Origin of the sequence: Phyllobacterium sp. CCNWLW109, from assembly GCF_037203905.1 — a bacterium.
GTDB lineage: Bacteria > Pseudomonadota > Alphaproteobacteria > Rhizobiales > Rhizobiaceae > Phyllobacterium > Phyllobacterium ifriqiyense.
This window is the reverse complement of record NZ_JBBCBK010000004.1, coordinates 526,944-547,408: the sequence shown is the minus strand read 5'-3', so window position 1 is coordinate 547,408 and position 20,465 is coordinate 526,944. Positions and strand designations below refer to the sequence as shown.

The 20,465-nt window shown below is 52.1% G+C and carries 18 protein-coding genes and 1 riboswitch; of the genes, 9 read left to right on the top strand and 9 right to left on the bottom strand.

What is annotated here, in order from left to right; genetic code table 11:
- Positions 1 to 2 precede the first annotated feature (2 nt).
- From cobU to V9K92_RS18085, 4 genes are all read right to left on the bottom strand, one after another.
- Complete coding sequence (gene cobU, locus V9K92_RS18100; RefSeq protein WP_337354580.1) at positions 3 to 527, bottom strand: bifunctional adenosylcobinamide kinase/adenosylcobinamide-phosphate guanylyltransferase; 525 nt, start codon at positions 525 to 527, stop codon at positions 3 to 5.
- The gene (locus V9K92_RS18095; RefSeq protein WP_337354579.1) at positions 527 to 1,252 is read right to left on the bottom strand and encodes a CbtA family protein; all 726 of its coding nucleotides are present in this window, start codon (positions 1,250 to 1,252) and stop codon (positions 527 to 529) included. Before V9K92_RS18095 ends, cobU begins: the two co-directional genes overlap by 1 nt.
- A gap of 125 nt (positions 1,253 to 1,377) precedes the next feature.
- Positions 1,378 to 1,557: a CbtB domain-containing protein gene (locus tag V9K92_RS18090; protein ID WP_337354578.1), complete on the bottom strand. Its 180-nt coding sequence runs from the start codon at positions 1,555 to 1,557 to the stop codon at positions 1,378 to 1,380.
- Positions 1,558 to 1,606: 49 nt separating this feature from the next.
- Positions 1,607 to 1,839: riboswitch (cobalamin riboswitch) on the bottom strand.
- A gap of 60 nt (positions 1,840 to 1,899) precedes the next feature.
- Positions 1,900 to 3,357 (bottom strand): cobyric acid synthase, encoded by a 1,458-nt coding sequence (locus V9K92_RS18085; RefSeq protein WP_337354577.1) that lies wholly within the window; start codon positions 3,355 to 3,357, stop codon positions 1,900 to 1,902.
- Positions 3,358 to 3,465: 108 nt separating this feature from the next.
- Between V9K92_RS18085 and V9K92_RS18080 the strand changes: the two genes are divergently transcribed.
- Together V9K92_RS18080 and mmsB are read left to right on the top strand one after the other, a co-directional pair.
- Positions 3,466 to 4,632 carry an isobutyryl-CoA dehydrogenase gene (locus V9K92_RS18080; protein WP_115052670.1) on the top strand — a complete coding sequence of 389 codons (1,167 nt, stop codon included), beginning with the start codon at positions 3,466 to 3,468 and terminating at the stop codon, positions 4,630 to 4,632.
- A gap of 26 nt (positions 4,633 to 4,658) precedes the next feature.
- Positions 4,659 to 5,549: a 3-hydroxyisobutyrate dehydrogenase gene (gene mmsB / locus V9K92_RS18075; protein ID WP_337354576.1), complete on the top strand. Its 891-nt coding sequence runs from the start codon at positions 4,659 to 4,661 to the stop codon at positions 5,547 to 5,549.
- 311 nt (positions 5,550 to 5,860) lie between these two features.
- On the opposite strand, the gene V9K92_RS18070 is transcribed toward mmsB, so the two are convergent.
- Positions 5,861 to 5,998: a hypothetical protein gene (locus V9K92_RS18070; protein ID WP_162802472.1), complete on the bottom strand. Its 138-nt coding sequence runs from the start codon at positions 5,996 to 5,998 to the stop codon at positions 5,861 to 5,863.
- A gap of 573 nt (positions 5,999 to 6,571) precedes the next feature.
- Here V9K92_RS18070 and V9K92_RS18065 point away from each other — a divergent pair.
- The 5 genes from V9K92_RS18065 to V9K92_RS18045 all read left to right on the top strand — a co-directional run bounded on the left by V9K92_RS18065 (position 6,572) and on the right by V9K92_RS18045 (position 14,027).
- Positions 6,572 to 7,576, top strand: coding sequence for an ABC transporter substrate-binding protein (locus V9K92_RS18065; protein WP_115052666.1), 1,005 nt, complete (start codon positions 6,572 to 6,574; stop codon positions 7,574 to 7,576).
- 124 nt (positions 7,577 to 7,700) lie between these two features.
- Positions 7,701 to 8,588, top strand: a complete 888-nt coding sequence (locus tag V9K92_RS18060; protein ID WP_115052665.1) for an ABC transporter permease — start codon at positions 7,701 to 7,703, stop codon at positions 8,586 to 8,588.
- A gap of 7 nt (positions 8,589 to 8,595) precedes the next feature.
- Positions 8,596 to 9,651, top strand: coding sequence for a quaternary amine ABC transporter ATP-binding protein (locus tag V9K92_RS18055; protein ID WP_370878870.1), 1,056 nt, complete (start codon positions 8,596 to 8,598; stop codon positions 9,649 to 9,651).
- A gap of 159 nt (positions 9,652 to 9,810) precedes the next feature.
- Positions 9,811 to 11,391, top strand: coding sequence for a trimethylamine methyltransferase family protein (locus tag V9K92_RS18050; RefSeq protein ID WP_337354575.1), 1,581 nt, complete (start codon positions 9,811 to 9,813; stop codon positions 11,389 to 11,391).
- A gap of 59 nt (positions 11,392 to 11,450) precedes the next feature.
- Complete coding sequence (locus V9K92_RS18045; protein WP_337354574.1) at positions 11,451 to 14,027, top strand: GcvT family protein; 2,577 nt, start codon at positions 11,451 to 11,453, stop codon at positions 14,025 to 14,027.
- Here V9K92_RS18045 and V9K92_RS18040 read toward each other — a convergent pair.
- Both V9K92_RS18040 and V9K92_RS18035 read right to left on the bottom strand, forming a co-directional pair.
- Complete coding sequence (locus V9K92_RS18040) at positions 14,004 to 14,771, bottom strand: phosphate/phosphite/phosphonate ABC transporter substrate-binding protein (protein WP_337354573.1); 768 nt, start codon at positions 14,769 to 14,771, stop codon at positions 14,004 to 14,006. The two genes, V9K92_RS18045 and V9K92_RS18040, sit on opposite strands and share 24 nt — an antisense overlap.
- Positions 14,772 to 14,780: 9 nt before the next feature.
- Positions 14,781 to 15,806: a fatty acid desaturase gene (locus tag V9K92_RS18035; protein WP_337354572.1), complete on the bottom strand. Its 1,026-nt coding sequence runs from the start codon at positions 15,804 to 15,806 to the stop codon at positions 14,781 to 14,783.
- A gap of 117 nt (positions 15,807 to 15,923) precedes the next feature.
- On the opposite strand from V9K92_RS18035, the gene V9K92_RS18030 reads away from it, so the two are divergent.
- Together V9K92_RS18030 and bmt are read left to right on the top strand one after the other, a co-directional pair.
- Positions 15,924 to 16,760: a helix-turn-helix domain-containing protein gene (locus V9K92_RS18030; RefSeq protein WP_337354571.1), complete on the top strand. Its 837-nt coding sequence runs from the start codon at positions 15,924 to 15,926 to the stop codon at positions 16,758 to 16,760.
- Positions 16,761 to 16,850: 90 nt separating this feature from the next.
- Positions 16,851 to 17,864, top strand: a complete 1,014-nt coding sequence (bmt, locus tag V9K92_RS18025; protein ID WP_336439837.1) for a betaine--homocysteine S-methyltransferase — start codon at positions 16,851 to 16,853, stop codon at positions 17,862 to 17,864.
- A gap of 3 nt (positions 17,865 to 17,867) precedes the next feature.
- Here bmt and V9K92_RS18020 read toward each other — a convergent pair whose 3' ends face one another.
- Together V9K92_RS18020 and V9K92_RS18015 are read right to left on the bottom strand one after the other, a co-directional pair.
- The gene (locus V9K92_RS18020; protein ID WP_337354570.1) at positions 17,868 to 18,542 is read right to left on the bottom strand and encodes a hypothetical protein; all 675 of its coding nucleotides are present in this window, start codon (positions 18,540 to 18,542) and stop codon (positions 17,868 to 17,870) included.
- Between the two features lie 89 nt (positions 18,543 to 18,631).
- On the bottom strand, positions 18,632 to 20,221 hold the full coding sequence (locus V9K92_RS18015) for a trimethylamine methyltransferase family protein (protein WP_115052656.1): 1,590 nt from the start codon (positions 20,219 to 20,221) through the stop codon (positions 18,632 to 18,634).
- Positions 20,222 to 20,465 lie beyond the last annotated feature (244 nt).

The window sequence follows — 20,465 nt, the reverse complement described above, 5'->3', positions numbered from 1 at the left end:
TGTTATCCCTTCATTTTGAGCGGCAGCCCTGCTGCCACGAAATAGACTTTTGCCGCAGCGGCAGCCACGGCTTGATGCAATCGGCCTGCGTGATCACGAAACTCACGCGCCATGCGGTTTTCCGGTACTATTCCAAGACCAACCTCGTTGGAAACCAGAACAATGGCACCCGCGAGATGGCTCAGTGTGTTTGTCAGACGTGTTATTTCGGCATCGATATCACGTTCGGCCATCATTAAATTGGTCAGCCACAGTGTAAGGCAATCGACCAGGATTGCCTTTTCGACACCAGCAAGACTTTCCAGTTTTCCGGCCAGATCAATTGGTTCTTCAACTGTAATCCATCGGGATCCGCGCCGCGCTCTATGATGCCCAATTCGCTCGGACATTTCATCATCCCACGCTCTGCCGGTGGCAAGATAAATAGCATCCCGCCCGGATGATTCGATCAGACCTTCGGCAAAGGACGATTTGCCGGAACGCGCGCCTCCAAGAATAAAGGTAATTTCGCGTTCCAGCGGTTGCATTACTGCTCAAGCTCCGATGAAGCATAATTCTGAATTGCCCAGCCCAGTGCAGTACCAAGTACAACCCAGAAGAAGAGATTGGTTGCCAGTGCTGAGACGGCAAACTCTGAGGCAAGTGTCGGAGGCACCGCTGATGTCAGATCTTCTGCTTCCGGTGCGCCATAAATATGGGGAGCGACAATCAATATAACACCAAGAAGCTTAGCCCAAATCTGCTCACGCAGTACGATCAGATAGACGCCGCCCGCCGTCAGAATGACAGTTATCAGCCACCAGGTCTGCCGCATGGCTAGATCGGCTGCAGGCATAGCAGGCAATTCAGGGGCAAGGCTGAACGCCGGTGCAAAATTGAAGATGAAAAATCCTGCAAGCCCCCAATAGATTCCGTTCTGAAGGGTAATGCGACGACCGAGGAAAAGCGCCGCAGCACCAGTGATCAACGCAAAGCCTGCTCCAGCCACCAGATTGATCAACAACGTATTACCGAGACGTCCAAATGGCAGTTCGGGACCCGCGTCTTCCGCATGTTCGTGCGGAGTAACCGCCGCAGGTGCAGATTCGCTCGCAGAGGCAGGCGTATCATGGGAATGACCTCCGCCACCCGCACTTTCATACTCTTCCGCATGCAATATGAGCGGTACATTTTTTACATACATGGCCGGTGTTAGAATTATTCCGGCAAACAGACCGGCTATGATTGTAGCCAGCAAATATTTGACCAACATGGAGTCCACTCCCCAATTCCAAAAGCGAGACGCCGGGCACCTGCAAAGGCCCCGGACCAAACAAACCATCATTATTTCAATGCTTAAGGGTCGATAGCTGAATCAGCATTTCAGCTATCAAAGACTCAATGGCAAGGAAATCCATATGAATGGCGGGTGTCGTGTGCTGTGTCATGCAGCGTTTCAGAATGTGAAAGACCGACGCCATAAATAATAAACACGCCGAGAAGCAATGACGCAACAGCCGTCGTCAGACGCGATGCGAGTGGGAGAGAAATCGTATTAGAAGTACGAACAGTAGCCATAACAACCTCCGTGCAGGGCCAGAAGGGAAAATCCCCCTCGGTTTTGGGCACTATTACCCTGTGATTGGCAGGTCTCCTGGCTCGCGGGTCGCAAGATAAATGCCGCCTTCCCGGTTTCCCAGTGACTGCCGTCCGCTTTCGCGTTCAGCATGGCATATATCCTAACCGCTCTACAGTCGCGGGGTCGGCTGCGGTGGGATCGCCCTAATGGGTACGACCGTCGCATTCCCTTTTGATCCCTGGCCTTTGGCCAATGCGGGAACCAATCATCTGCTGAACGTTATTCACCAAGCGCTCTAAAAGTCAAACGAATCTGCGACACCTTGATCGCTGCCTACGCCGTCAGACACGTTTAAGCGCAAACAATGCCTCGATATCCAGAACTGACTCCAATTGCGCTGCAATGGAATCGAGCGCCGCATCTACACCAGCGTGATAATCGAGAGCGCCAGCAGATATTCCCATGGACTTTAAAAGTGCTGCCCGGAATGCGTCCGCGTTGAAAAGCCCGTGCATATAGGTACCGAATACTTTGCCGTCAGCGGATATTGCACCATCCGCTATGCCATCAATATTCACGGCTGGCCGGATGCAATCGGGGCCAGTCGTTCGACCAAGGTGAATCTCATAGCCCTTCAACGGTATGTCAAACTGCAATGAATGGGCTTGGACATTGCGCACGGTCTTCTCCGGCTCCATAACTGTATCAATATCGAGATAACCAAGACCTCTAATTTCCCTGATATTTCCTTCAATCCCTTGGGGGTCAGATACTGTTTTACCCAGCATCTGGAAGCCGCCACAAATGCCGATAATATGACCACCTCTGCGCCTGTGCTGATCAAGATCGTGGTCCCAGCCATTTTCACGGAACCGTTGAAGGTCACCAATGGTGGATTTGGAGCCCGGAATAATGACCAAACCTGCATCTGCAGGGATTCGCTCGCCACTTTTGATCATGACGACCTCGACTTGCGGTTCAGCTATCAGCGGATCGAAATCATCAAAATTGGCAATGCGATCAAGCACTGGAACGGCAATTTTCAACGCCCGCCCATCACCTTTGACCAGCCGTTCCAATACAACCGAGTCTTCCGCCGGAAGACGGGAGGCATCTTTCAACCAAGGGACAACCCCGAAGGACGGCCAGCCCGTAAATTGTGTGATAGATTTCAAACCGTCATCGAAAAGCGAAATGTCGCCACGAAACTTGTTGATCAGATAACCGGAAATCATATCCCGATCTTCAGGCGAAAGAATTGCGTGCGTGCCGACAATCGACGCTATCACCCCGCCTCGATCAATATCGCCAACCAGAACCACAGGCACATTGGCTTTGACGGCAAAGCCCATATTGGCAATGTCCCCTGATCGCAGATTGATTTCTGCGGGCGATCCAGCTCCTTCAACGATGACTATGTCCGCATCGGCACGAACGATATCCCACGACTCCATAACCGCATTCAGCAATCCCGCCTTGTATTGCTGATAATCCCTGCCCTTCGCCTGTCCCCAAACTTTGCCCTGGACAATGATTTGGCTGCCCGTTTCTGACTGAGGCTTCAGCAATACCGGATTCATGTGAACGGACGAGGGCACGCCACAAGCCAGCGCTTGCAACCATTGCGCCCGGCCAATCTCACCACCATCATCGCTAACAGCAGCATTGTTCGACATGTTTTGCGGCTTGAATGGAAAAACCCTCAAACCGCGATTGCGCGCCAGACGGCACAATCCCGCCACCAAAACGGATTTGCCAACGTCAGAGCCAGTTCCTTGCAACATGATTGCGTGTGTCATGGGCTTTGAGTAGCGGATATGTCTTTCTCTTCCTAGTCCCATGCAAGCCGTTGCGCGCTTACGCGCATCCGATAGAGTGACCGGCAGCAATATTCGGGAGGAACTATAATGGATGCAGTCGTTGATGCGGCGGCCGGTCAATTTGAACTCAATGATGATCAACTGGCAATTCAGGATATGGCACGCGCTTTTGCGGCTGATCGGGTAGCACCGAAGGCACTCGCTTGGGACCGCGACAAGCATTTTCCCGCCGATGTCATTCGCGAGACAGGTCCGCTGGGCATGGGTGGCATTTATGTGCGCGAGGATGTTGGCGGATCGGGTTTGAAACGGCTTGATGCCGTGCTGATATTTGAAGCTCTTTCAATGGCCTGCCCTGCCTTCTCAGCATTTATATCAATTCACAATATGTCGACATGGATGATCGACCTGTTCGGAACACAAGCTCAACGACAAGAATTTGTGCCCAAATTGACGTCTATGGAGTGGCTGGGCAGCTATTGCCTGACGGAACCGAACTCCGGTTCCGATGCGGCGGCGTTGAAAACTACAGCTGTTCTGGATGGCGATCATTACGTTTTAAATGGTGCTAAACAATTCATATCCGGCGCAGGCGATAGCGATATTTATGTCACCATGGTGCGCACCGGCGAATCCGGACCAAAGGGCATTTCCGCACTGATCATTCCCAAGGATGCTCCGGGCCTGTCATTTGGCGCAAATGAATTCAAGATGGGTTGGAATGCCCAGTCCACCCGCACAGTTTTATTCGATAATTGCCGGGTTCCTGTTGCAAATCGGCTTGGTGCTGAAGGTGATGGATTTAAAATTGCCATGGGAGGGCTTGATGGTGGCCGTCTGAATATCGCGGCATGCTCCTTGGGTGGAGCTCAATCGGCACTCGACAAAGCGGTTGCTTATGCTTCCGAGCGCAAAGCATTCGGTAAGGCCATCAATCAGTTTCAGGCATTGCAGTTCAAGCTTGCCGACATGGAGACGGATCTTTCAGCCGCGCGAATGCTGCTCTACACAGCTGCCTCAAAACTCGATGCGAAGGCCCATGACGCGTCCAAGTGGTCAGCCATGGCAAAGCGTTTTGTAACCGATAAAGGCTTTGATATCGCCAATGACGCGCTTCAAATCCATGGTGGCTACGGCTATTTGCATGATTACGGCGTTGAAAAAATCGTTCGTGACCTGCGCGTCCATCAGATATTGGAAGGCACCAATGAGATTATGCGGGTGATCATCGCGCGGCATATGATCAAAAACTAAACAAGATATTCAGGGAGAGTGCTGCGATGACAATAATCGCCTTTATCGGCCTAGGACATATGGGCAACCCCATGGCCGCCAATCTGGTCAAAGCTGGACATACAGTTCTCGGTTTTGATCTTTTGCCAGACAATTTGGCTGTCGCCACGGCCAACGGCGTGACAGTAGCCTCAAGCGCAGAGTTCGCTGTTGCTGATGCAGATGTGGTCATCACCATGCTGCCAGCCGGGAAACACGTTCTCTCAGTCTACGAATCCGTGACAAAAGCAGCAAAACAGAATGCGCTGTTTATCGATTCATCGACGATTGACGTCGATACTGCGCGCAAAGCACATGAGATCGCCCACAAGAATGGGCTGCTTTCCGTTGACGCGCCTGTTTCCGGCGGTATCGGCGGCGCGGCGGCTGGCACTTTGACTTTTATGGTTGGAGGTAGTGCCGAAGCATTTTCCAAAGCCGAGTCAGTCTTGAAACACATGGGCGCAAAAATTGTCCATTGCGGTGATGCCGGGAACGGTCAAGCGGCAAAAATCTGTAACAATATGATCCTCGGCATTTCCATGATCGGCGTTAGCGAGGCTTTCACATTGGCGGAAAAGCTGGGACTTTCCCATCAGGCGCTTTTCGATGTCGCCTCCACCTCCTCCGGTCAATGCTGGTCGCTAACGACCTACTGTCCCGTTCCAGGGCCGGTTGCCACATCCCCCGCCAATAATGATTACAAACCGGGATTTGCCGCTGCGTTGATGCTAAAGGATTTGAAGCTTGCACAGGACGCTGCGAAAAGTGTAGGCGCTGCGACACCACTTGGCTCGCATGCTGAAGCCATCTATGCGGAATTTGGTGCCGCGGGAAATGAAGGCTCGGACTTTTCAGCCATCATCAATCATCTTCGCACAACTCAGCGCAAAGATTGACCTCACATATGCGGAAATTCGCAAAATTTAGGTTTAATTAAGTTCTCGATAACCTCGCGGTAAGGATGTCCGGTTAAAACTTTAGGGGTGAGTAGATCAAGACCCTGCTCACCGCTCCGGATCAGGTATTGCGTACCGGGGTTGGATCTCCTGCCGAATTTATCAATCGACAGATACCACATCTATTTTGGCAAAAACCGCGCTGCTTTGTAATGAGCAGAGCGGTTTTTTGTTATTCGCACCAAAGTCTAATTCGAATGACAAAAAGCCGTCACCCGGCGAGGCAACGGCTTCATGCAAGCCAATGACAATTAGCCTGCCGAGCGTGTCCAGATGAACGACAGAGCTGACGCAACGCCGCTCTTGGCATTGGTGCGTGGTGTATCGCGCTTTTCAGTTGCATTCCACGCTATGTGGACGCCGTTATTCCGATTGAAAATGTAAAGCATTTCTGCACCTCGAAGAGAAACTGTTGTTGCACTCCAAATGCGCTTATTGCTTAAAGTTTGATCACGGTAATTCGTCATACCTTGTCGCATTTACGTTAGTAGCTACATCAAAAATGCATGGCACCCATGAAAGTTCGCGCTAACTGCGCTTCCCTGCGGGCGTTTTCAACAGAAAAGCCTCCGGACGGTGCATGGCGCTAACAGGAAAGCCGAGAACTACCCACAGTGTCTGCATTTAGCGCGCCATGTCGTTGCAGCTAAAAACCCGTAACGGGATGTTATCGGCACGTACCGACATCAACTTTTGAAAGAAAATCACTGAAAGCGTTGATCTTTCATCTATTGGTTTGTTACGATGCCATTATGAGCATTGTTGTTTTGGCACCTCATTCATTTTTCCGGCGTCGTTTTATCGATAGGCCTTGTCGCGATACACCGCATTTATTCAATCAAAGCATTGCATTCTGTCGGGATAACGATGCCAAATGGCACATAAGCGAATGACTGGTAATGGCAGTACCGGGTAAATTCGCATTCGGGTGAACTGTCAAAAAAGAGTGGGAGACTAAGAACATGAAGAAGCTACTTGCTTCAACTATATTGGCAGCTGGATTATTCGGTTATGCCGGATCAGCTTCAGCAGCCGAAGATTGCGGTACGGTTACAATCGCAAACATGAACTGGCAGTCAGCCGAAGCCTTGGCCAACCTCGACAAGATAATCTTGACCGAAGGCTATGGCTGCGATGCAGAGCTTGTTGCAGGCGACACTGTGCCGACCTTTACCTCCATGATCGAAAAAGGGCAGCCTGATATCGCACCGGAAGGCTGGTTGAATGCTGTTCGCGAGCCGCTTGAAAAAGCTGTCAAAGAGAACAAGCTGGTCTATGCAGCGCCAGCCATCACTGAAGGCGGCACTGAAAGCTGGTGGGTACCCAAATATTTCGCTGATGCTCATCCGGATATCAAGACCATCGCCGACGCGATGAAGCATCCGGAATTGTTCCCCTCGCCTGAAGACCCTAAAAAGGGAGCCGTCTATAATTGCCCATCAGGCTGGGCATGTCAGATCACGACTGCTAACTTTTATAAGGCTTATGAGGGCGACAAGAATGGTTTCACACTTGTCGACACAGGCTCCGCAGCCGGTCTTGATGGCTCGATAGCGAAAGCTTACGAACGCAAAGAGCCTTGGCTTGGCTACTACTGGGGTCCGACAGCCATTCTCGGCAAATATCCGATGGTAAAGTTGGACAATGGCGTTCCATGGGATGAAAAGGAATGGAACCGCTGCAATTCCATCGCAGATTGCCCGGATCCAAAACCAAATGGTTGGCCGATTGCTGACATTTACACGATCGTCACCAAAAAATTCTCTGAACGTGCTGGACCAGCCTTTGAGTACCTGAAAAAGCGTCAGATTTCGACCGAAGAAACAAACAAGCTTCTCGCGTGGATGGTCGACAATCAGGCCACTGGCGAAGACGGTGCTAAATATTACCTGCAGAACAACGAGGCAACCTGGACGAAGTGGGTTTCCCCTGAAGCTGCCGAGAAAATCAAGGCTGCAGTTAAATAGTTGAATTGCGGCGGAGCAAGCTCCGCCGCAAGCAATCTTAATCAGGTTGGATGCCTCAGCATTCAGCCAGCAAGGTCGTATGAAAAAGCCAGGCTTTTTTTGACTTTAAAAGGGGTACCAACGCATGGATTGGTTCTACTCATTCCCGAACATGAATGATGAGACGCTGCGTAATTTGAAAAAAACGATGGATGAGGGCTTTAAGGCTTTCACGCGCGAATATGGCGACATCATTGAATCATTCTTTGAGCCCCTGCAGTACTTTCTGATTCAAGCAGAACGTTTCATGACAGGCACGCCTTGGCCCATCATGGTACTGCTCATTGCAGGCATAGCCTGGCTTGCCAGCCGCAACTGGAAGATCGTGGCCGGAACAATCCTTACACTGCTTCTGATCGGCTATTTCGATATGTGGAGCGATGCGATGAAAACCATCGCAATGATCTTTGTTGGAACAGTCGTATCCATCGTCGTTGGCATACCTATCGGCATTATCATGGCGCGATCCGACAGTTTCCAGAGAATCGTTAATCCAATACTTGACGTGATGCAGACAATGCCGAGCTTCGTATACCTGATACCGGTGGTCATGCTGCTCGGTATTGGCAAAGTTCCCGGACTTATCGCGGTGGTGATTTACGCCATTCCGCCAATGATCCGCCTGACTAATCTGGGTATCCGGCTTGTGGATAAGGACGTGTTGGAAGCTGCCGATGCATTCGGTTCATCGAGCTGGCAGCGCCTGAAAAACGTACAGATCCCCCTCGCCCTTCCAACCATCATGGCTGGCATTAATCAAACGATCATGATGGCGCTCGCCATGGTGGTCATTGCTTCAATGATTGGCGTGCAGGGACTTGGGCAACCGGTGCTGCGTTCTGTCAATGGACAGTTCTTCTCCCTTGGTCTTTTCAACGGCCTTGCCATTGTCGGCATTGCCATCATCTTCGACCGCGTTAGTCAGGCCTATGGCAAGCGTCTTCAAAAACATCAGGAGGTCGTCCATGGCTGATCAAACAATTCAAGGCGCGGGAATTAAGATCAAGAATCTTTACAAGATTTTTGGCTCGCGCGGATCTGCATATGTCGAGGCCGTAAAAAACGGCATGACCAAAACAGAGCTCAACGAGAAGCATCACCACGTGCTTGGCCTCCGCGATATCAATATCGATATGCCCGCGGGTGGAATTCAGGTCGTTATGGGTCTATCCGGCTCTGGCAAATCCACTCTCATTCGCCACATCAACCGCCTGATTGATCCAACTGCCGGTGAAGTTATCATTGATGGTACGGACGTCTGCCAGATGAACGAAAGCGATTTGCGCCAATTTCGCCGGCACAAGACTGCGATGGTTTTTCAGAAGTTTGCACTGCTGCCCCACCGCACAGTTCTTGACAATACCGTCTACGGCTTGGAAATCCAAGGCATTTCCCGCGATAAGCAGGAAGAACAGGCGCGCCGTTGGATTGAACGGGTCGGCCTCAAAGGCTTTGAGGACAACTACCCGAACCAACTTTCCGGTGGTATGCAGCAACGTGTCGGGCTTGCACGTGCGCTGACAAACGATGCGCCAATCCTGCTTATGGACGAAGCATTTTCAGCACTTGATCCGCTGATCCGCATGGACATGCAGTCTGTCCTTCTGGATCTCCAAAAGGAAATCAAGAAGACCATCGTTTTCATCACGCATGATCTCGATGAAGCGCTTCGCCTGGGTGACCGTATTGCCATTTTGAGAGATGGCGAGGTTATTCAACAAGGGACAGGACAGGACATCGTTCTTCAGCCTGCCGATGAATATATCTCCAGCTTCGTCAAGGAAGTTAATCGCGGACGCGTGATCATGGTAGACACCATAGCGACAACTACCGGCGGTCCCGCAGATGCCGGCCATGTCTCGGTTGCCAGCGGCACTACCCTGGAAGAAGCCGCCAAAACAATGACCGACGCAAACCAACAATACGCTACCGTGGTTGACGAAAATGGTAAGTCGTTGGGCGTTCTGAGCATGAATAGTCTTATTCAGGCAATGGTTACACCGATCAGTCATCTGACCGCCGCTGCTGCCGAATAATAGGCTTACAAAAGGATCGCTCTGATAAGCACAGCGCTCCTTATCAGCATCGAATGTCGTTTACTTTGCCCAAGGAGTCGCTCACGCCACGCATCCTTTTTTCACCTCTGGCGATAGTGATCCTATCGCCCTTCAAGGGTGTCATAGAGGGCATGCATTATGAGCGAACCTGCGATTGAAATCGAAAACACTGGTTCATCGCGAGATCATGGTAGACGCGGAGGCCGATCCCGCCCACGCAGCATTGAAAGCGGCGCTTTCGACCAGCCGCCCCCTCGTCAGCTTAGAATTCCTCTGACACCGACCAAAGTGGTCTCCGATGATGAGCTGGAATCGATACACAATGCTTCGCTGAGAGTCTTGCAAGAGATTGGCGTTGACGTTCTGCATGATGGTGCCCGGGAAATCATGAAGAAGGCCGGTGCTGACGTGCGCCCCGGCACTGCACGCGTCCATTTCGACAAGGATATGATCCTTGAATATGTGGGACATGCGCCATCCGAATTCACACTGCACGCGCGCAATCCGGCGCATAATGTCCGTTTTGGCGGCAATAACCTTATTTTTGCACAAATGGGTTCAGCACCAAATTGTTCTGATACAGACAGTGGCAGGCGCTCGGGCAATCAAGCGGATTTCCGCAATTTCCTCAAACTGGCGCAGATGCATAATATCATCAATGCGACGGGTGGTTATCCGGTCGAACCCATTGATATCCATCCGTCTGTGCGACACCTGGAATGCATCCGCGATCTTGCGACGCTCACAGATAAACCATTCCATATTTATTCGCTCGGTAAGGAACGCAATGAAGACGGAATAGAGATTGCACGGATCGCTCGTGGCATCAGCCGTGAACAATTACAGGAGGAAGCCTCCTGCTACACGATTATCAATACCAACTCCCCGCTTAAACTGGATATCCCGATGATGGAAGGCATTATCCAGATGTCTGGTAACGGTCAGATCGTTATTGTAACACCGTTCACACTTGCCGGAGCAATGGCTCCGGTTACCATTGCCGGCGCATTGGTGCAGCAAAATGCAGAAGCATTAGCGGGAATTTCTTTCACTCAAATGGTCAAGAAGGGCGCTCCTGTCGGCTATGGAGGATTTACCTCCAATGTCGATATGAAATCCGGAGCGCCTGCCTTCGGTACACCTGAATACATGAAAGCGCAGATGGTCGGCGGCCAACTGGCCCGCCGCTACGGCATTCCTTATCGCACCTCCAATGTTTGCGCGGCCAATACGGTCGATGCACAGGCAGCCTATGAGTCGGTTTTTTCGCTTTGGGGAGCCATTCAAGGCGGCGCGAATTTCATGCTGCATTCAGCAGGCTGGCTCGAGGGCGGGTTGTGCTGCTCCTACGAAAAAATGATCCTGGATTTCGACCTCTTGCAAATGGTGGCGGAATTTCTGACCCCGCTTGATCTGTCTGACGATGCGCTTGGCGTCGAAGCTATGCGCGATGTTGGACCCGGCGGACATTTCTTTGGCACGGCGCACACGCAATCGCGCTACAAAACAGCCTTCTATGCTCCAATCATCTCTGATTGGCGCAATTACGAGAGTTGGCAGGAAGCTGGATCCCCCACAGCGATCGAGCGCGCAAACCGGGTCTGGAAAGAGCGGCTCGCAACCTATGTCAAACCTGCGATCAACCCGGCTATCGAAGAAGAAATCGATGCTTTCGTAACCAAACGAAAGTCTGAAGGCGGCGCTCCAACCGACTTCTAATTGGCTGACTCAGTTTCTCAACATCTTGAATCATATTTATACCCAAGAGGCTTAATTGCATGAAATCGCACGTTAAAGCAGTTGTCATCGGCGGCGGCGTTGTCGGATGTTCCGTCCTTTACCATCTTGCTCGTGCCGGCTGGACTGATGTCTTGCTGATCGAGCGCTCAGAGTTGACATCGGGTTCCTCATGGCATGCTGCCGGCGGCTTTCACACACTTAATGGCGATCCAAATGTAGCCAAGTTGCAGGCTTATACGGTCAGCCTTTACAAGGAAATTGAAGAGCTTTCCGGTCAATCATGCGGCTTGCATTTAACCGGCGGCGTCATGATGGCCGACAGCCCGGAACGCATGGACTTTTTGCGGCTAGCGCATGCACGAGGACGCTACCTTGGCATGGATACCGAACTGATCACACCGTCCGAAGCCAAAGCCATGTTCCCGTTAATGGACGAAAGCAACTTTGTCGGCGCCATGTGGGATCCGGTCGAGGGTCATCTTGATCCATCTGGAACAACACACGCCTATGCCAAGGCTGCACGCAAACTCGGAGCTGAAATATCGCTGCGTAATCGCGTCGTCGAATTAACGCAGGAGGTTGATGGCACATGGAACGTGATTACCGAGCAAGGAACGGTAAAAGCCGAACATGTCGTTAATTGCGGCGGTCTTTGGGCCCGTGAAGTGGGTCGTATGGTCGGACTGGAACTGCCCGTTCTCGCCATGGAACATATGTATCTCCTGACCGAAGATGTTCCGGAGGTCATGGAATTCAACCAGATTACCGGTCGCGAGCTCATTGGCGTCATGGATTTCAAAGGTGAAATCTATACGCGGCAGGAACGCAATGGCATTCTGCTTGGCACCTATGAAAAGGCCGCGAAGCCATGGTCCCCGGTCAATACGCCTTGGGATTTTGGTCACGAACTGCTTGCGCCGGATATTGATCGTATCGCCCCTTCCTTGGAAGTCGGGTTCAAGCATTTTCCAGGCATTGAAAAGGCTGGAATAAAACAAATTATCAATGGGCCGTTCACTTTTGCACCAGACGGCAATCCCCTGGTGGGGCCTGTCCCTGGACTGACCAATTATTGGACCGCATGTGCTGTCATGGCCGGTTTCAGTCAGGGCGGTGGCGTTGGTCTGGCACTCTCCAACTGGATGGTGCATGGCGAGCCCGGATTTGATGTTTGGGGTATGGATGTCGCTCGGTTCGGTGAATGGGCAACCTTGCGTTATACCAACGCCAAGGTTCGCGAGAATTATTCTCGCCGTTTTTCCATACGATTTCCCAACGAAGAGCTACCAGCCGCGCGGCCTCAACAAACCACACCGCTCTATGAAACGATGCTCTCGCAAAATGCCGTGATGGGTGATTCCTGGGGTCTGGAAACACCGCTCTGGTTTGCACCCAAAGGCACAGAAGCGAAGGACATCGTTTCCTACCACCGCTCCAACGATTTCGAGCATATTGGCAAAGAGGTGCGGGCAACGCGTGGGCGTGTAGGCGTTACCGAAATTGCCAACTTCGCTAAGTACGAGGTTACAGGCATCGGAGCGGAAGCCTTTCTTTCCCGGTTGATGACCAACACAATGCCGAAAAAGGGACGCCTTGTCCTGACACCGATGCTCAATCACGAAGGCAAGCTTATCGGCGACTTTACGATTGCAAAGGCAGATGACGAGCGCTTTGTTATATGGGGATCATCAGCGGCACAGCGTTATCACATGCGCTGGTTCCAAAAGCAGCAGCCAAAAGACGGTTCCGTTACTATTCATCGTTTTGATCAAACATTGGTCGGCTTGTCGATTGCAGGGCCGAAAGCACGCGATGTTCTCGCCAAACTTGTTGATGAAGATGTGTCCAATGCTGCGTTTCGCTTTATGGATTATCGGGAGATGGCCGTTGGGGGCGCGCCATGCAGGGTAAACCGCATTTCCTATACGGGCGACCTTGGCTACGAAATATGGATGGAACCAGCCTATCAAAGGCTGGTCTACAAGGCGATCAAGGATGCTGGCGCTGAATATGATATTGTCGATTTCGGTATGCGCGCCCTGCTCTCCATGCGGCTCGAAAAGAATTTCCCAACATGGTATCGCGAACTGCGGCCGATCTACGGTCCCTATGAGGGTTCAATGGATCGCTTCGTCAAGCTCTCCAAGAATGATTTCATTGGCAGGGAAATGGCAATGCGAGAAAAAGCAGACTTCGATGCTGGTACCAGCACGAAGTTACGCCGTGTCTCGCTTATCATTGATGTACCATCAAGTGATGATGCAGCAGATGTCATGGGCGATGAACCCATTTGGGCAAAAGTCTCCAAGGATTACGGTGTCGTTCAGGCCAGCCATGGCGTCGGTGCTCCGCGCTTCAATAAGGAAGGTGAAGTTGTCGCCAATGCTGGAGACATTGGTGCCGTGCAAGGCGAATGGCGTGTGGTTGGCTGGGTAACATCCGGCGGCTATGCCCACTATGTAGGGCATTCCATGGCACAGGGATATGTGCCTGCAGAACTTGCTGCAAATGAGGACCAGGGCTTGTTCGAAGTGGAAATCCTTGGACGCCGGAGAGCCGCCCGGATCAATATCGAGCCACCATTCGACCCATCAGGTGAAAAGATGCGCGGGTAATTCCCGCGATGAAATGAAAGGCAGGCCTTTGCGCCTGCCTGTCCAGCCAACAACGACAAGAGCACTGGCCGCCTCGTCATAGCGCTGGGCCAACTCCCATGATTTGCAATCTATGGCAGCAACGTCCGCACGACCGGTTGCTACGGCCTTAATAGATTTCCGGTGCCCACCCGTTTCGGAATGACTAATGAAGAGACCTAGTGTCTCGCCCAAAGCCTCAAGGTCGCGCTTCAGAGAAAGATATCCAGACATGGAATCGGGGCTGTTAAATGCGAGACGTTTTTGCCTGATTGTATCCAAAGGCAGATCGGGCTTTCCGTCGGGGGGAGCAGCTATGGCAACACCCTCACCGCGCCTCATTACAATCGGACTGGAATAAAACGCTTCCTTGCCGCCTTCTGTGCCGGAGTAGTCGTCCTGTCCCACAAGCCGGACATGTGGTTGTAGCCCGAGCTCCATCGGTCCCCAACAGGTCTGCGCCAATAAAAGAGCGGGATGACGCCAAAGCGTGGGAAGATCGAGTTCATCTGGCGGCAACGTCGCCGGGTCTGGGGCGATAATATTGCCCGCAGCATCTCTAATGCCCCCCGGGACCGCAGGCAGGTCGGCGTTGCGTCTTGTCAGGTGATCCGGTGCATCAAAGCCTTCTGCGCGAAGAATGCCACGCAGGAGGGACCATTGCGCATCCACTTCTGCGCGTCGTTCCGGCCAATCATACATCGGCAAAGCCGCCACCAGAGTCATGGGCTATACTTAATCTTTCGGTGGCTCTGCGGGAATAGGCAAAGTTGAACCGCCCTGCATACTGATGCCATGACGCCGGGGACGAAAAGCCCGTGCTGTCGCAGGCTCACGTCTTAGCACGGGATGGACAACCTCTTGCTTCTTGCGGAATGCATAGGCGCGCAGAATTTCAAAATAGTTACGAAATACGTAGCCGCCATTCATCCGCTGCCATTCATCTCGTTGTTCATCATAGATTTGCGGCAGATCATACCAAGGTGCGGTGGGGCGCTTATGATGAACAAAATGCAGATTATTATTGAGAAAAAGCAGCGCCAATGGAGATTTCTCGACAATTATCGTCCGCCCGTCAGGGCGCTCTGACCATTGATGTTCGCAATAAGTACGGATGGCGATGATTGATAATCCCCAATAAGCCGCACTGAGCGTATAAATCCAGAGGGGAATACCAAACAAAGCCCAGACGACAACGAGCATGGGAATGAGACCAAGCAAGTGCAAAACCCATGCATTGCGTGTCTTACGTTCCCCGCCAGAGACGAGCTTGAACTCGCTCATAAGGAACCCGGCAACCATTAATGCAGGGCCAATTATAACCCGGCCGACAAGCGTATTGTTCCAGTTCAGCAAGATTTTCAAAGGCTTTGGCAGTTTGTTCCAATCACCCAGCGCGCGAAAATAGCTTTCCGGGTCATCATAAGGGTCGGTCAAGCGCTCATCAGCATGGTGTTTGAGATGCAGGTGCTTATAGCGCCTGAACGGGTAGAACATTCCAAGTGGTACGGAGACGAGCAGCTCGTTAATTGTCCCATTGCGTGTTGGATGACCGTGCAAGGCTTCATGTTGCAGTGACGAATGAAACGCGACTGCTAGGGCCATCAGCAAAAGCGCCAAAATCGGCATTGAGGGATAAAGATAAAGCCCTGCAAAAATCCAAAGCCCGTAACACAACACCATCAAACCAATAGTCGGCCATTCAATACGGTGCCGTTTGTGATTTGCGGATGAATGAGAGGTATGTCGTTCTGATTCCATGTTTTTCATGGTCTCACTGTCAGGAACTGTCAGCAATGATACAATTGTGACTAGGTGTTGATTTTGCGCACCAAATAATGCATTTGTTGTACATTATAAACAAATAGTGATGGCCAAATGGATAAGCGAGATCTTTCGCGCCTGTTTCAAACGCGGATAAAAAGCCTTCTCAATCGTAGCGGCGAGAATCAATCGGCATTCGCTCAATCGGTTGGAATTGACCGTTCTGCGCTGTCACAGCTCTTATCTGGCCAGTCAACGCGGCTCCCCAGGGTTGAAACCTTGCTCAATATTGCTGAGCGACATTCGGTTTCCCTGGATTGGCTGCTGGGCCTTAGTCAAGATGAAGGGATTACCGGCGAGCTACGCCCAAGCATGGAGATTGAAGAAGGGCCAGATAATTTCGAGCGCACTCTTCTGGTCCGCTGGCATGCTGAAGCAACCGGTAGCAAGATTCGCTATGTGCCAGCGCGTATTCCGGATTTGCTGCGTACCCCTGCCGTCATCGCCTATGAAACATCCATGGTTCATCGCGATCCGGCGGCGCAAATGATCGAAACGGCCTTTCGTCTCGATTATAACCGCCAACCCGGTACAGACATGGAAGTCTGCATGCCGTTTCAAACTTTGAATGATTTTGCGTCCGGGAACGGAATCTGGAGCGAATTGACCAAGGACGTTCGCGCTGAGCAACTTGGACATATGTCGTCGTTGCTGGAAGAACTTTACCCCTCCTTCCGTCTCTATCTGTTCGATGGGCGTGAGAAATTTTCCGTGCCTTACACGGTTTTTGGACCTTACAGAGTCGCCCTGTTCGTTGGCGGTATGTACCTCGTCCTCAACACAACAGAATCTGTATTGACGATGCAGCGTCACTTTGACGGTCTGATACGCGTAGCGAAGGTCAACGCGCACGAAGTCGCCGGCTATGTTTCGTCCTTGACAATAGAATAGCCACAGCGTCGGGCCTTGTCGCATATGGGAATTGACCACATATAAAGATTTCTTTATATCAGCATATCATGCAATTAAAGGACAACTTCGATGAACCGTGCGAACCCGCTTGCCGAACTGATTGCTGAAAAGGGTGTGCTATTGGCTGACGGTGCTACCGGTACCAATCTTTTTGCTGCAGGTCTTGAAGCAGGTGAAGCACCGGAGCTTTGGAACGAAGCGCAACCTGAAAAAATAACCGCATTGCACCAGGGCTTCGTGGACGCGGGTGCCGATATTATCTTGACCAACTCGTTTGGCGGCACGCGCCACCGCCTTAAACTGCACCATGCTCAAGATCGCGTTTTCGAGTTGAATAAGGCAGCGGCCGAATTGGCTCGAGGTGTTGCCGACAAGGCAAATCGGAAAGTTATTGTTGCAGGCTCAGTAGGCCCTACAGGTGAGTTGCTGGTTCCGCTTGGCGCTCTCACCGAAGAAGATGCGGTTGCTGCGTTCACAGAACAATTGGAAGGCTTGAAGGCTGGTGGCGTCGATGTTGCCTGGATCGAGACAATGTCTGCGCCCGGTGAAATTCGCGCAGCAGCGGAGGCAGCAGTCAAAGTCGGTCTTCCTTATGTCTATACGGGCTCCTTTGATACGGCCGGCAAGACTATGATGGGCCTGCCACCCAAGGAAATTCATGGCGTAGTAGACGGTTTGGCAGAACGTCCAGTTGCGGTTGGCGCCAATTGCGGCGTCGGTGCCTCGGATATATTGGCATCCCTGCTCGATATGAGCGAGGCCGATCCGTCAGCCACTATTGTAATCAAGGGAAATTGCGGCATTCCGGAATTTCGCGGCGCCGAGATTTACTATTCCGGCACACCTGAACTCATGTCCGACTATGCCCATATGGCAATTAACGGCGGCGCGAAGATCATCGGTGGGTGCTGCGGTACGTCATTCGAACATCTGGCGGCCATGCGCAAAGCGCTCGATAGCCATACACATGGACCACGGCCAACGGTGGAAGAAATTGTTGAAGTCATAGGGCCGATGCGCAACAAGCTCGCTGCCCATGCTGACAACACCCCCAAACGCGAGCGTCGTGGGCGGCGCGGTTAGAGCCTACGCAAACGCGGCCATGTGAAAGCGCTGCTGATCGGATACATATACGTGTTCCCGTCCGACGGGGCATGCCAGCCTCGCTTTGCATCCTCTATCCATGCATTCGAAACCGTCAGTCCAAAGGTAGTCCCGGCAGCGATCCACCGCAAAGCCGATCCCGTCAAAAGCTTGAACAGGACAGGCTGATAGACACGGTTTATTCAAACAGACATCACATGGATGAATGGTTGGAGACAGTTGCGAAGGCTCGAGAGCGCTATCAAACAGTAACGCACCTCTAAACGCCTGCCACAGTCCATATTGGGGATGAATCAGCAACCCGAGCGGAGAAGCGGAAACCCCTTCAGCGCGCTTTGCCCACTCCTGGAATGGCTGATACGGCTGGTCGGAAGGGAAAACGGCAAAGGCCCCCACACGCGTGGCGACTTTGTTTAGTATTTCCTTTGACCAACTATCCAGCGGATCAGCCATATTTGACTGCGACTGCCGCCATTGACCGAAGTGCGGCCATATGGTCGAGCCGAAATGCCCGATCATTACCGCACTTTTGAAATCGGTATGTTCACCAAGGCTCGGCGCCGGTGTCTTGGCATCAAACATAAAACTACCGCGCGGAACAAGGCCAAAAGGCCTTAGTTCCGCAGCAATCCAATCCAACTTCATGTCAGCAGTCATTGCCAGACAACCTACCCCTTCACTGCCGAGGCCCAGACGTCTTTATGGATAAAATCGGCCACTTTAGCCCGGCCGTCTTCGGGCTTCTTTCAGGTGAATGCGTCGGGCATCGATGCCTTTTTCTTGGCAATAAACTCTTTGAGCGATTCATCGATTGCCGGATCAAGATACGGCGCCTCGTAAGTCTCCAGCCAACGGCGGGCAAGTTCGTTGGCGCGCTGGTCGGCACGCTTTTCACCCTCAGCAAGCCATTGCTCATAGGAATTGTTGTCAGCAATGTTCGAACGATAAAAGGCTGTTTGGAAATTGGCCTGTGTATGGTCGCAGCCGAGATAGTGGCTGCCGGGCCCAACCTGCCTGATGGCATCCATAGCTTGGCCGTTTTCGGAAAGATCGACGCCTTCGGCGATTTTCTGGGCCATGCCGAGCTGGTCAATATCCATCATAAACTTCTCGTAAGAGGATACTAATCCGCCTTCGAGCCAACCAGCGGCGTGCAGCACAAAGTTTGTACCCGCCAGCAGCGTCGAATTCAAAGTGTTTGCACTTTCATAGGCCGCCTGAGCATCGGAAACCTTTGATGCGCAAAGCGAACCACCCGTGCGGAACGGCAATCCGAGCCGGCGTGCAAGTTGCGCAGCGCCGTATGACACAAGCGATGGCTCAGGAGTGCCAAATGTCGGTGCTCCCGATTGCATGGAGATAGATGAAGCAAAAGTACCGAAAATGACCGGAGCGCCTGGACGAATCAACTGAGTAAACGACGCCCCCGCCAGAACCTCGGCCAGAACCTGCGTCAGCGTCCCAGCCACGGTAACCGGGCTCATTGCGCCCGCAAGAATGAATGGCGTGACGATGCAGGCCTGATTGTTGCGTGCATATACTTTCAATGCGCCCAACATCGTCTCATCGAAAACCATCGGTGAATTTGCGTTGATAAGGCTGGTCAGCACTGTGTTCTGGTCAAGATAATCTTCACCAAACACAAGTTTGCACATGGAAATTGTATCTTCAGCCCGCTCGGGTGCAGTGACAGATCCCATAAATGGTTTGTCGGAATATTTGATATGAGCATAGATCATATCAAGATGGCGCTTGTTTACAGGCACATCCACCGGCTCACAGACTGTACCGCCCGAGTGATGGATCGAGGGGGCCATATAGGCGAGCTTCACGAAATTCTGAAAGTCGGCAATGGTCGCATAGCGACGATTGCCATCGAGGTCGCGAACGAAAGGCGGACCGTATACAGGGGCAAAAACTGTCGCTTTCCCACCAATCTGGACCGACCGCTCCGGATTGCGCGCATTTTGCGTATAAACTGAAGGCGCTGTTTTCAAAAGTGAGCGTGGCAAACCTTTTGGAAAATGAACCCGCTCGCCTTTGACATCAGCGCCGGCCTCTTTCCACAGTGCGAGGGCCTCTGCGTCATCGCGAAACTCAATACCGATCTCTTCCAGCACTGTGTCGGCATTGGCTTCGATAATCGCCAAACCTTCCTCGTCCAGCACCTCATAGGTATTTATCTTGCGGGTAATATAAGTCAGTGATTTTCCAGGCCCGCCACCAGACCGTGCGGCACGGCGCGCGGCAGCTCCAGCCCCTGCGCCACGACCGCGGCGAACACCACCGCCTGTTTCCGCCTCAGCGGAAGCATCAACTGACGTATCCTCACTCATTTTCTTATCTCCTCAGCGCTTCGTGAGCGCAGGCTTTTCCTTCAACAGACCAAATCCTAACCGCATAGCCTGCAAGAGCGTTTCCGTGTGCGGCACCCGGTGGCGCATCGGAGACAACCAACAGTCGTTTTCGTCATTTACGAGGTCGCATTTAAGCAATGTGTTTTCAGCAACTTGCCCGATATGATAGAGAAACGCCAGAACCCTTGTTCACATCTGCATGAGGCGCGAAAGGAAGCATAGA

Coding starts and splice junctions, on each gene's coding strand:
- cobU (WP_337354580.1), bottom strand. CDS start 527: ATGCAACCGCTGGAACGCGAAATTACCTTTATTCTTGGAGGCGCGCGT.
- V9K92_RS18095 (WP_337354579.1), bottom strand. CDS start 1,252: ATGTTGGTCAAATATTTGCTGGCTACAATCATAGCCGGTCTGTTTGCC.
- V9K92_RS18090 (WP_337354578.1), bottom strand. CDS start 1,557: ATGGCTACTGTTCGTACTTCTAATACGATTTCTCTCCCACTCGCATCG.
- V9K92_RS18085 (WP_337354577.1), bottom strand. CDS start 3,357: ATGACACACGCAATCATGTTGCAAGGAACTGGCTCTGACGTTGGCAAA.
- V9K92_RS18080 (WP_115052670.1), top strand. CDS start 3,466: ATGGATGCAGTCGTTGATGCGGCGGCCGGTCAATTTGAACTCAATGAT.
- mmsB (WP_337354576.1), top strand. CDS start 4,659: ATGACAATAATCGCCTTTATCGGCCTAGGACATATGGGCAACCCCATG.
- V9K92_RS18070 (WP_162802472.1), bottom strand. CDS start 5,998: ATGCTTTACATTTTCAATCGGAATAACGGCGTCCACATAGCGTGGAAT.
- V9K92_RS18065 (WP_115052666.1), top strand. CDS start 6,572: ATGAAGAAGCTACTTGCTTCAACTATATTGGCAGCTGGATTATTCGGT.
- V9K92_RS18060 (WP_115052665.1), top strand. CDS start 7,701: ATGGATTGGTTCTACTCATTCCCGAACATGAATGATGAGACGCTGCGT.
- V9K92_RS18050 (WP_337354575.1), top strand. CDS start 9,811: ATGAGCGAACCTGCGATTGAAATCGAAAACACTGGTTCATCGCGAGAT.
- V9K92_RS18045 (WP_337354574.1), top strand. CDS start 11,451: ATGAAATCGCACGTTAAAGCAGTTGTCATCGGCGGCGGCGTTGTCGGA.
- V9K92_RS18040 (WP_337354573.1), bottom strand. CDS start 14,771: ATGACTCTGGTGGCGGCTTTGCCGATGTATGATTGGCCGGAACGACGC.
- V9K92_RS18035 (WP_337354572.1), bottom strand. CDS start 15,806: ATGGAATCAGAACGACATACCTCTCATTCATCCGCAAATCACAAACGG.
- V9K92_RS18030 (WP_337354571.1), top strand. CDS start 15,924: ATGGATAAGCGAGATCTTTCGCGCCTGTTTCAAACGCGGATAAAAAGC.
- bmt (WP_336439837.1), top strand. CDS start 16,851: ATGAACCGTGCGAACCCGCTTGCCGAACTGATTGCTGAAAAGGGTGTG.
- V9K92_RS18020 (WP_337354570.1), bottom strand. CDS start 18,542: ATGACTGCTGACATGAAGTTGGATTGGATTGCTGCGGAACTAAGGCCT.
- V9K92_RS18015 (WP_115052656.1), bottom strand. CDS start 20,221: ATGAGTGAGGATACGTCAGTTGATGCTTCCGCTGAGGCGGAAACAGGC.